This window comes from Borreliella mayonii, assembly GCF_001945665.1.
In the GTDB taxonomy this organism is placed as follows: Bacteria; Spirochaetota; Spirochaetia; order Borreliales; family Borreliaceae; genus Borreliella; species Borreliella mayonii.
The window spans coordinates 20,078-30,433 of the sequence record NZ_CP015782.1; the positions used below are offsets into that span (position 1 = coordinate 20,078).

Annotated in this window: 10 protein-coding genes and 2 pseudogenes; 11 read left to right on the forward strand and 1 reads right to left on the reverse strand. The window is 27.6% G+C overall.

From position 1 onward, the window contains the following. Positions 1-9: 9 nt before the first annotated feature. The 6 genes and pseudogenes from Bmayo_RS04555 to Bmayo_RS04580 all read left to right on the forward strand — a co-directional run bounded on the left by Bmayo_RS04555 (position 10) and on the right by Bmayo_RS04580 (position 4,597). Positions 10-576: a DUF226 domain-containing protein gene (locus tag Bmayo_RS04555; RefSeq protein WP_075552564.1), complete on the forward strand. Its 567-nt coding sequence runs from the start codon at positions 10-12 to the stop codon at positions 574-576. Continuing rightward, on the forward strand, positions 552-1,292 hold the full coding sequence (locus Bmayo_RS04560; protein ID WP_075552565.1) for a ParA family protein: 741 nt from the start codon (positions 552-554) through the stop codon (positions 1,290-1,292). Before Bmayo_RS04555 ends, Bmayo_RS04560 begins: the two co-directional genes overlap by 25 nt. 54 nt (positions 1,293-1,346) lie before the next feature. Further along, positions 1,347-1,904 carry a chromosome replication/partitioning protein gene (locus tag Bmayo_RS04565; protein ID WP_075552566.1) on the forward strand — a complete coding sequence of 186 codons (558 nt, stop codon included), beginning with the start codon at positions 1,347-1,349 and terminating at the stop codon, positions 1,902-1,904. A gap of 12 nt (positions 1,905-1,916) precedes the next feature. Next, positions 1,917-2,311: pseudogene (gene bdr, locus Bmayo_RS04570) on the forward strand (Bdr family repetitive protein). A gap of 482 nt (positions 2,312-2,793) precedes the next feature. Next, entirely contained in the window at positions 2,794-4,119 is a 1,326-nt protein-coding gene (locus tag Bmayo_RS04575) for a DUF244 domain-containing protein (RefSeq protein ID WP_075552567.1), read from the forward strand. Positions 4,120-4,171: 52 nt separating this feature from the next. Next, on the forward strand, positions 4,172-4,597 hold the full coding sequence (locus Bmayo_RS04580; protein WP_075552568.1) for a DUF261 domain-containing protein: 426 nt from the start codon (positions 4,172-4,174) through the stop codon (positions 4,595-4,597). A 5-nt stretch (positions 4,598-4,602) separates the two neighbouring features. Here Bmayo_RS04580 and Bmayo_RS04585 read toward each other — a convergent pair whose 3' ends face one another. Beyond that, positions 4,603-5,379: a tyrosine-type recombinase/integrase gene (locus Bmayo_RS04585; protein ID WP_075552569.1), complete on the reverse strand. Its 777-nt coding sequence runs from the start codon at positions 5,377-5,379 to the stop codon at positions 4,603-4,605. 430 nt (positions 5,380-5,809) lie between these two features. Between Bmayo_RS04585 and Bmayo_RS04590 the strand changes: the two genes are divergently transcribed. The 5 genes and pseudogenes from Bmayo_RS04590 to Bmayo_RS04610 all read left to right on the forward strand — a co-directional run bounded on the left by Bmayo_RS04590 (position 5,810) and on the right by Bmayo_RS04610 (position 10,356). Beyond that, positions 5,810-6,487 (forward strand): ErpL protein, encoded by a 678-nt coding sequence (locus Bmayo_RS04590; protein WP_075552570.1) that lies wholly within the window; start codon positions 5,810-5,812, stop codon positions 6,485-6,487. Positions 6,488-6,538: 51 nt separating this feature from the next. Then, positions 6,539-7,540, forward strand: coding sequence for an ErpC protein (locus Bmayo_RS04595; RefSeq protein WP_075552571.1), 1,002 nt, complete (start codon positions 6,539-6,541; stop codon positions 7,538-7,540). A 189-nt stretch (positions 7,541-7,729) separates the two neighbouring features. Continuing rightward, positions 7,730-8,260 (forward strand): annotated as a pseudogene (locus tag Bmayo_RS04600) (DUF643 domain-containing protein). 180 nt (positions 8,261-8,440) lie between these two features. Next, positions 8,441-9,007, forward strand: coding sequence for a DUF603 domain-containing protein (locus Bmayo_RS04605; protein ID WP_075552573.1), 567 nt, complete (start codon positions 8,441-8,443; stop codon positions 9,005-9,007). Then, complete coding sequence (locus Bmayo_RS04610) at positions 9,004-10,356, forward strand: PBSX family phage terminase large subunit (protein WP_075552574.1); 1,353 nt, start codon at positions 9,004-9,006, stop codon at positions 10,354-10,356. The genes Bmayo_RS04605 and Bmayo_RS04610 overlap by 4 nt, the downstream gene beginning before the upstream one ends.

The following is a 10,356-nucleotide window of genomic DNA, read 5'->3' on the forward strand; positions in this document are numbered from 1 at the left end:
GATTTAAATATGGAAAATGCACCAGAACCTATTGAAACTGTAAAAAAAGGCAAATGTAAAGTTGAATGCCAAAACAAAGAACGCTTTATTTTAATTGAAAAAGGAAATGGTAAAGCAATGTACCATACAAAAATAATGATGGACATTTACAAATTTGGAGTTTATGAGAAAAAACACGAATTTAGATTATCATTGAGGGCTTTATTTAATGGAGAAAGAATTGTTGAAGAAACTCACTTATACCCAATTAAAGAAGGAGATAAGTTTATTGGCATTTTTTATGGCTACAGAAAACCAATTAAAAAACCTTTAATAAAATATCAAATAAACGGAACTAGAAAAGCATATGCATTAGCAAGAGCATATTATATGGAATTTAGATTTAAAACCGGAAGTGTCTTTTGTTATTTCAAGGGATTATATCGATTGTTAGATAAAAAAAGAACAAATAATCACTACAACAAAGTTTTATTTAGTATGTTTACGGATTTAGAACAACAAGTATATAAATTTTATGGGAAAAAATACCCGGAACAAGGACCACTAATAAAATGGATAATAAAAAACCTAAAATAATAACAATAGCGTCAATCAAGGGTGGTGTTGGTAAAAGTACAAGTGCAATAATTTTGGCAACGCTATTATCAAAAGACAATAAAGTACTTTTAATTGATATGGATACACAGGCTTCAGTTACTAGTTATTTTTATAAAACATTAGTAGAAAGTGAATTTGATTTACTTGAAAAAAATATATATGAAGTTTTAAAAGGAAATCAATTGATAAATGATGCAATTATCAATGTTGATCATAATTTTGATTTGTTGCCAAGCTATTTAAGCTTGCACACTTTTAGTGAAGAACCCTTGCCTTATAAGGAACATAGGTTAAAGGATAGCTTTAAATATTTAAAATTTAAATATAATTTTATTATACTTGATACTAATCCCCATTTAGATTCTACGTTATCCAATGCTTTAGTTGTTAGTAAACATGTTATAGTTCCAATGACTGCAGAAAAGTGGACTATTGAGAGTTTGCAACTATTAGAGTTTTTTACGGATAAATTAAAGTTGAAACCCAAAGTATTTTTATTTGTAACAAAATTTAAAAAAAATAAAACTCATAAAGATTTATTAGAAATGTTGCAAAAAAAAGAAAAGTTTTTGGGGATAATATCAGAACGTGAGGATTTAAATAGGAGAATAGCAAAAAATGATAGATTTGATTTAGATAAAGATTATATAAAGGAGTATGTAAACGTTTTAAATAATTTTATTTTAAAAATATGAAATTTGTCCGATAGTTGGATGAATTTTTTTAACAAAAAAGATAGGAGATTAATTATGGACGTGGGAATAAAAATAAACGATAGGGTAATATCAAAAAAGGAATTAAAAAAGGAATTAAGCAATAAAGATGAAATAATAAAGCATTATAATTTATTGAAGGAGCGCTTGAAATCTAATTTTCAAAAAGAAATCTATAATAAGATAGAGAGTATGAAAATTTTAAAAGAAATAAAAGATAATGAATACTATAAACTTGATGGTTATAAAAGTTTTGATGCTTTTATAAAAGATTATAAGTTAGCCAAAAGTCAAACTTATGAATATTTGAAGATAGCATCAGCTATAGAAAATGGCGTAATAGAAGAACTTTTTTTATTAAAAAATGGAATTAAAGAAACTATAATCTTTTTAAGAAATAGTAATTCAGATACGGTTAAAAAATCAAAACAAAATCCAATAAAACCTTTAAGATTTCAACTTAAAAGCAAAGAAAGTTATGATTTTTACAAAAGTAATGCTAAATTCACGGGATTTTTATTAGATGAACTTTTTGAAAGTCAAAAAGACTTGATTAATAAATTCTTAAGAAGATATAAGCAATTAAAAGGATAGTAAAGGTATTTTATGACTAATTTAGCGTACAGAACATATAACATAGAAAGTATAAAAAAGGAGTTTTAAAGATAGGATTTAGTGAAGAGGCAATAGATTTTGTTTTGATTCATAATGAAAATTACAATTTTGAGGTTTTAAAAGAAAAATTGATTAATGTAGAGAAAAATTTAAATCTAAAAATAGATTTTGTAGAAAAGAGTTTAAATGCCAAAATAGATAATGTAAATAATAAAGTAGATTATATTAAAAATGAACTTATTGTCAAGATAGATAGTGTAGAAAAAGGGTTAAACGAAAAACTTAATACAGGAAATAGGCTGATACATTTTATGATATTAACAGCAACAATTCTAGGCTCAGTTTTAAATGCCCTATTTATGAGATATTTACAATATATCAAATAATGATGTAATGCATAATTTGCTTTTTTCAAATAGTTTATTATCAATTAGAGCTTGTTTAAGCTTTTAAATAAAGGAATTTAAATAGGTTTTTATTTTAACAAATACGAATTGATTTTAATTCTAAATTAGACTATACTCAATTGTTGAAAAGCTTTTAAAAAATAATTTTAATAAGTGAATTCGGTTAAACCCCAGACTTTTTAAGTTCTTATACAAGAGAATTTAATAAAGCTTTTATTAATTATAATAATTTCTGTAAAAAGTTAGTAAAAATAGTTTTTGTTATATATATATGTATGTGTATAGCTAAAAAAGTATATTGCTATCAAAAAAATCCAATTAAGTTGGGTTTAGCTAAGTTCTTTAACAAAAGAATTTAGATAAACCCGCACTTTCTTACAAAAATTTTTGTAAGAAAAGTTGGCAAAAATAGTTTTTGCTATATACTTATATTTATTAATACAAATTAATGGAGGAAAAAGATGGAAAATCTTTTAAAAAATAATAATCCACAAGAAAATATTCAAGGAGATCTCAAAATGATAAACGTTAATCAACAAAGTTTTACTGGTTGTGAAATATTTGAGGAAAAATCTTCTCCCATTAAAGAAAAAAGTAAATTAAGTAAGATGGGTAAGAAATTGCCAGGAATAAGCAGTCAAGAGTGTTTTAGATTTAATCGCAATATTGATTTTAGTGTGCAAAGAAACAAGCTAGATAAATACGGCGCTAGTGAAATAGGCAATATTCTAGTTGGTGGTGCAGGGCTAAAAGATTTAATGATGAATAGACTGCTTAAATATTTTGGTATAAGTATGCCTTTTGAAGAGAATTTGTATATGCTCAAGGGCAAGGAGTTAGAGAATTTAGGATTTAGAGAATTTGTTAAAGCTCAAGGTGATAATATTGATATTTTATATAAAAACAAATATGCCAACGGTGTTGATAAGTATAATTATTTCAAAAAAATGGGTAGTTCAGAAACTTTAGTGGGTTCAACAATTGATGGATGGTTTATTAATAATACTGGTGATTTAGAACTTTTAGAGATTAAAAGTAGCGACTCTAATTATATGAGTAGTGCTATTGCTGAGTACAATGAAAATGGCAATTTTTTAAATAGTAAATATTTTTTCAAATACTATGTGCAGGCGCAAATGCAGCTAGCATGTACTGGGCTTGAATATTGTAATTTATTCTTTTTAATTGACGCTGCACCAGTGAACTGTAAGATTAAGAGAAATGAGGCTCTAATATCAAAAGTGTTTGAATTTGTTGGTAAATGTGAATTAGAAATTATAAATTTGAAAAAAGATATTTATAGTAACTATAGAGAGGAATACTTAATGGCACACAATTTTAACAAGGATACGTTTATAAAACTAGTTGAAGATTTAGTAGAAAGGAGTGATTTTTATAATTCTGGAAATGAGTTTGATTGGAAAATAGAATTTGCAAAATACCTTGATTGCATAGACCTTGAAATTAAGGACAGGCAAGTTGCTGAAAAGGTTGCGTATTATTTAATGGAGATTAATAGTGAAAGAGAAGGATTAAACAAAATTCAGAATGAAAATAAAAAGAGAGAAAAATCTTATAAAGATTCGATGAAAATGAAAATTGACATTATTAAGAATATATGTCCACTAATTGAACATGTAAATTATAGATTTGGAGAGTTTGTGTTCATTCTTGATTCTAAAAAAAGGGCTATATCAGATAGATTAAAGGTGCTATTTCCAATAAGTGATCCAGTATCTTTTCCTAGCAATATAGCATTTGCAAATAGTGTTGGTGTCCCCATGTGAATGGGGACACCAAAAAATTAAAAAAATAAATTTAATATAGGAGGATTAATTAATGCTTATTAATAAAATAAAACAAGATAATAAAACTTTACGCCCAGAGATACAAAGGTGGGGTTGTTACTTTTTGTGTCTACATTATTATACAAGTCTATTTAAGAAACGTGAATTTAATGCTTATGAGATAAATGCAGCGTATTATAGATTTATAGGACTTGGCTACATTAAGAGCAATTGTTTTATTATAAATCCGTGTATGATACTCAATTACTATGGAATTAGAAGTAGCGTGAGATATGAATCTTTAAATTATTTGGGTGCAGCTAATGAATTTGAAATAAGTGAAGTTAAAATCGACAAGGTTAATGGATATCATTTTATAGCAACAAAAAATAAAGAAATATTATATGATTCACTTGACTTAAAAACTCGTGGGAAAATATTTAAAGTAAATTCAAAACGTATATTTAAACTAAAATAGTTTTTTTACAGTTTTAAATTATTTTTCATGCATTTATAAGCGTGAATTTTATTAGCAGCAGAAAGTCCATATATATTATCAATTTCGGAAGTTGAATGATATTTCATAAGCTCTTTAATTTGAAAAGAATTGTAGCCATTAGATTTTAAATATGAAATAAACAAATTTCTAAATAAATGGAGCGATTTATTAGCGCAAAATCCCGATTTTTTGAGAAGATTTTTAAATTTTTTAGAAATATTGATAATACTAATTTGATTGTCTTTAAATTTATGTTTGGTTTTTTGGAAAAGATAAGTACGTCGTAAGTCAAGATTTTTACTATTAAAATAATTTTCGTGGGCTTTTTGAATAGCCCGGAACTCTTCGGAATTGATGACAATTTCTCTAATACAAGTGACATTTCTTTTTTTAGCGATATTTACTTTTATATTGTAAAAAATTTCTCCAGTTTTACTTAATAGGGGAGTAATATCTTGCATTTTTACTTTTTGCAGTTCTGCGCCCCTGCACCCACTTATTGCGAGTAGATGTAAAAACCAACCAGAAATTGGGTCAATTTGTTTTAATGTTTTGACGCATTTTTCAATTATTTTGATAGCTTTTGGGGTCAAATAAAACTTAGGAGTTGGCTTTAAAGTTTCTTTTTTTGGTTTAGATGAATTTTCTAGTGAATTTTTAAGAATTTTGTTTTCATTTACTACCTTTAGATAGTCTTGGAAGAATTTGAGTATAAAATTTGTATCGAAATTATTTAAATTAAAGTAATTATTCATATCCATAAAATCCTCTCCTTATAAGTATTACTTTTAAATTAAGTAAAAGTAATAAAAATAGATAAAAATAGTAATTTATATTGTATCAAAAACTAAAAATTTTAGTCAAATTTTGAGTGTTCTCATTGCAAAAGAAATTTAGGCTGCAGAGTGGTTTTGATAAACATAAGTGTCAATTTCTCGAGGGGTCGGATAAGAAAGACTACATACCTTAGCTGATTTATAGCAAAGACTTTGAAATTTAATTTGTATGGATTTTGTAGTCTTTTGTAATGAGTGGTGCATTTGCAATGGAGAGATTTTGGGGAGTTGGTTAAAATTACATTTACGTTTTGTTAATATGTAACAGGCGAATGTAACAAAATTATATATTTAAATCTTTAAAATATTGTATTTATTAGGGGTTGCTTTAAATTTGAAGATTACGGAGTAACTTATGAATAAAAAAATGAAAATGTTTATTATTTGTGTTGTTTTTGTACTGATAAGTTCTTGCAAGAATTTTGCAACTAGTAAAGATTTAGAAGGGTCAGTTCAAGATTTAGAAAATGCAGAACAAAATGTAAAAAAATCAGAACAAGAGTTAAAAAAACAAGTTGAAGGATTTTTAGAAATTCTAGAGACAAAAGATTTAAATACTTTGGATACAAAAGATATTGAAAAACAAATTCAAGAACTAAAGGAAAAAATAGATAACTCGTATTCTAAAAAAACTTCTCTTAAAACATATTCTGAGTATGAAAAAGCAATAAAACAAATCAAGGAAAAATTAAAAGACAAGGAAGAGCTTGAGGAAAAATTAAATGAACTTTTAGAGAGCTTAAAAAAGAAAAAAGAAGAAAGAAGAAAAGCTTTACAAGAAGCTAAGCAGGAGTTTGAAAATTTTAAAAAACAAGTTGACTCTACAACCGGAGAAACTCATGGGCAGAGAGCTGGAAATCAAGGGCAGGTTGGACGACAAGCTTGGATGAAGGCTAAAGAATTTGGCCTAAGCGTAAATTATTCTGGTAATAATGGTGCTAATACTGGGGATATGACAAATGGAGTTATAGATGATGCACTTAAAAAGATTGAAGAAGAGCTTAAGGAAATAGAAGAAGATGAAAAAGAATAACAGTGGTATCTTTTAAAATAGAAGTACAAAATAAAGGAGAAAATAAAAAGTATGAATAAACAAATGTTGATTATTTTTGCTGTTTTTGCGTTGATAATTTCTTGCAAGAATTTTGCAACTGGTAAAGATATAAAACAAAATTCAGAAGGGAAAATTAAAGGATTTTTAGATAAGATTTTAGATCCAGCAAAGGATAGAATCACTTCAAGTGGGCTAAAAGCAGATGAAGTGGCAAAAAAGTTACAAGAAGAAGAAAAAAATGAATTAATGCAGGGCGACGATCCTAATAATGGCGTAATAAGTCCTCCCCCAGCATTGCCGGCAAGTGGTCAAGATAATGCACCGGGATTAAAAGTAGAACAACAAAGTGGTGGTCAACAAGAAGAACAAGCTAAAGTAGGAAAGGAAGATAAGGGGGAAGGAGAAAAAGTAGAGGTTAGAATTAGAAAAGAAAAAGAAGAGAATAAAGAGGGAAATGCTAAAGAAAAAGAAGAAGGAGAAAAACAAAAAGCTAAAGCTAAAGAAGAAGCTAAGCAAAAAGCAGAACGGCTAAAACGAGAAGAAGAACAAAAGAGAAAAGAAATAGAAATACGACAAGAAGAAAGGCAACTTAATAACCAAATTGGAACACTTGTAAGTAAAATAGATGAGATTAATAGGAGTATTGATACGATAAAGCAACAAACGAGCGTAGGAGCACAAGGAATTATAGATAGAATTACGGGGCCTATATACGATGATTTTACCGATGATACTAATCAAGCCATATACCATATTTGGGATTTAGAAGAAGAAGACTCAGAATTAGGAAAGTTATTGGAAGAATTGAGTGATACTAGAGACGCGTTAAGAACTAAATTAAATGTTGACAATCAAGCATATCTTGCTGATAGCAAGGAGGAGCCTTCTCTAAAAGAAAATGTAAAGGTTAGCGAAATTAACTCCGAATTAACAGATCTAAAATCAAAATTAGAAGAAGTTAAAAAATATCTTGAAGACGAATCTAATTTTGAAGAAATTAAAGGATACATCGAGGGTAGTAATTCATATTGATAAAGAATTTTAAATGTAACTAAATTTTGAATGCATAAAATAACAGCTAGTAAAAAAGATCACTAGTTGTTATTTTTTGTAGATTTCATTGTTATGAATATAGAAATTTTTTCTATCAAAATTTTTATTTAAAAAGTGTCAAAAACTATTGTTAAAATATTGTTTATTTATATGCTCTCTAGAGTTATGATGTATATAAATGAGATTTTAGATTTTTATGATTGTTTGAGTCCAAGCGTAAAAAAGGAAATAAACAAGCTTTATGGAGTTAAGCAACTAACTCTGGAACAAAAAAAGAAGTTTTACAGAAATTTTGTAATAATACAAGAATACAAAAGAAAAACCGGAAAAAGTATTGATGAAATTATAAATGATATTTTAGCCCCTGCAAAAAATTTTATTAAAGACGTTCTGAAAGATGAGCATATAATAGAAAAGCATAAAAATTTCCAAAATATGAAGTTTAATTGTAGATACAAGAAAGGGGGAATGCTAGAAAAATGTTTTAAAAAAATGGGAGAGAAATATTCCGACCGGTTTTTGAGTATTGTTTCTGATATTATGGATGATATTGGTAGAAAAGATCCAAAACGAGAATCAATAACCGTGGTTCTCGACTTTGTAGATATATGATTTATAATCATGCACTACTATGATAAGGAAATTTGTACAAGGAAGTATCTTATAAAAACAATAAAAGATTTTTCCAAATTGGTATAGTCAAGTTGTAGCAAAATTTAATGAATTAGTTAATCGCTATTCCTAAATCAATAAAAGTCAATAAATATCAAACATCTGTCAATAGATATCAATAAAATAATAGTTAATGTTAACAATTAATAAATTGAATTACTATTTAGAGTAAAAAGTTGTTAATTTTGTTATTTTAGGAGAATTTTCTTGAAAAGAGCCAAAAGGTCTTTTAATGATTATGTTGCATACTTTAGAGAAGGATTGTTAAGCGATAAAGAAATAGCAGCTAAACTAAGGGTTTCCAAAGTAAATGTGTGGAGGATGAGACAAAAATGGAAAAGTGGAGAAAGTTTTGTTAACGAGGATTCTAGACTAACAATTAGTGAGGATATTTTTGAACACCTTTTATCACAAGCTTTTAAATCAGAAGTTAACGCCAAGAAAGTTAGAAGCGAATTGGCTTTAGAGAGGGCTAATTTAGAATTAGGATTTATACGTGCATTTAAGCAATATTCTGGTGTTGAACTTGCTAGCATATATACTAAAATAGAAAATTTAATAACTGAAATTGACGCTTTAAATAAAGCAAGTAGTAAAAAAAACAAGCAAGTTGTTAATGGAGAAATTAATTCTTTAAAAATCGAGCTTGATGAATATATAAAGGAGTGCTCAATAAGAGAAATGGAGCTTTACTATGAATGTATGAAAAAACTTGCAACTGCTAATGAGGCTGAAAGCAAAAGCAACTACAAAAATAGTAAAGGGCACAAGTGAACTTATATCAAACAAAACTTTTTACAACATTACAAAAGGAATACAAAAATAAATATGGAGTTGACATATCGCAATTTATAAAGCTAACAAATTCTTCAATTAATTTTGCTAAGTTTGAAGAAAAACAGTTAACTTTAAAGCAAAAAAATGTAATAAAAAGCATTAAAAAGAATAATGAAAAGAAGATTATACTCAGCGGTGGTATAGCTAGTGGCAAAACATATCTTGCATGTTATCTTTTTCTAAAAAGCTTAATTGAAAATAAAAAGTTATATTCTAGCGATACGAATAATTTCATTATTGGGAATTCACAACGCTCAGTTGAAGTTAATGTTTTGGGACAATTTGAAAAGCTATGTAAACTTCTTAAAATTTCGTATATTCCAAGACATACAAATAATTCATATATCCTGATTGATTCACTGCGTATTGATCTATACGGTGGAGATAAGGCAAGTGATTTTGAAAGATTTAGAGGAAGTAATTCGGCACTTATTTTTGTCAATGAGGCTACAACTTTACACAAGCAAACGTTAGAGGAAGTCTTAAAAAGATTAAGGTGCGGACAAGAAACTATTATTTTTGATACTAATCCCGATCATCCAGAACACTATTTCAAAACCAATTATATTGATAATATAGCGACCTTTAAGACATATAATTTTACAACTTATGATAATGTGCTACTTAGTAAAGGATTTATCGAAACACAAGAAAAACTCTATAAAGATATACCATCATATAAAGCAAGAGTTTTGCTAGGTGAGTGGATAGCAAGCACTGATTCAATTTTTACACAAATAAATATTACTGATGATTATGTATTTACTAGCCCGATAGCATATTTAGACCCAGCATTTAGTGTTGGTGGGGACAACACTGCATTATGTGTTATGGAGCGAATTGATGATAAGTATTATGCTTTTGTATTTCAAGACCAACGACCAGCCAATGATCCTTATATTATGAATATGGTAAAGACTGTTATAGAAAATTTCAATGTGCATACACTGTATTTAGAGGATAGAGATAATACAAAAGGTGCTGGTGGATTGACCCGTGAATACATCTTGCTAAGAAATAATATAAGCCAATATTTTAGAATTGTTCCAGTTAAGCCAAAGTCTAATAAATTTAGCAGAATAACAACGTTAATTACTCCGTTTACTTATAAGAAACTTTATATTACAAAGTACAGTAGTTCTTCTGTATTTAATGATATTTATTCGTATAAGGGGGATAGCAAAACCCATGATGATGCTCTTGATGCAATATCTGCAGCATATTTGATGTTGTCTTTAGGATATAGAGAGCGAAGTGTTCACTTTGGCAATCAAAGATTTTTGTAA

What these genes read in the sequence shown, in the direction of transcription:
- Bmayo_RS04555 (WP_075552564.1), top strand. Translation starts at nt 10, where the DNA reads ATGGAAAATGCACCAGAACCTATTGAAACTGTAAAAAAAGGCAAATGT.
- Bmayo_RS04560 (WP_075552565.1), top strand. Translation starts at nt 552, where the DNA reads ATGGATAATAAAAAACCTAAAATAATAACAATAGCGTCAATCAAGGGT.
- Bmayo_RS04595 (WP_075552571.1), top strand. Translation starts at nt 6,539, where the DNA reads ATGAATAAACAAATGTTGATTATTTTTGCTGTTTTTGCGTTGATAATT.
- Bmayo_RS04585 (WP_075552569.1), bottom strand. Translation starts at nt 5,379, where the DNA reads ATGGATATGAATAATTACTTTAATTTAAATAATTTCGATACAAATTTT.
- Bmayo_RS04590 (WP_075552570.1), top strand. Translation starts at nt 5,810, where the DNA reads ATGAATAAAAAAATGAAAATGTTTATTATTTGTGTTGTTTTTGTACTG.
- Bmayo_RS04580 (WP_075552568.1), top strand. Translation starts at nt 4,172, where the DNA reads ATGCTTATTAATAAAATAAAACAAGATAATAAAACTTTACGCCCAGAG.
- Bmayo_RS04565 (WP_075552566.1), top strand. Translation starts at nt 1,347, where the DNA reads ATGGACGTGGGAATAAAAATAAACGATAGGGTAATATCAAAAAAGGAA.
- Bmayo_RS04575 (WP_075552567.1), top strand. Translation starts at nt 2,794, where the DNA reads ATGGAAAATCTTTTAAAAAATAATAATCCACAAGAAAATATTCAAGGA.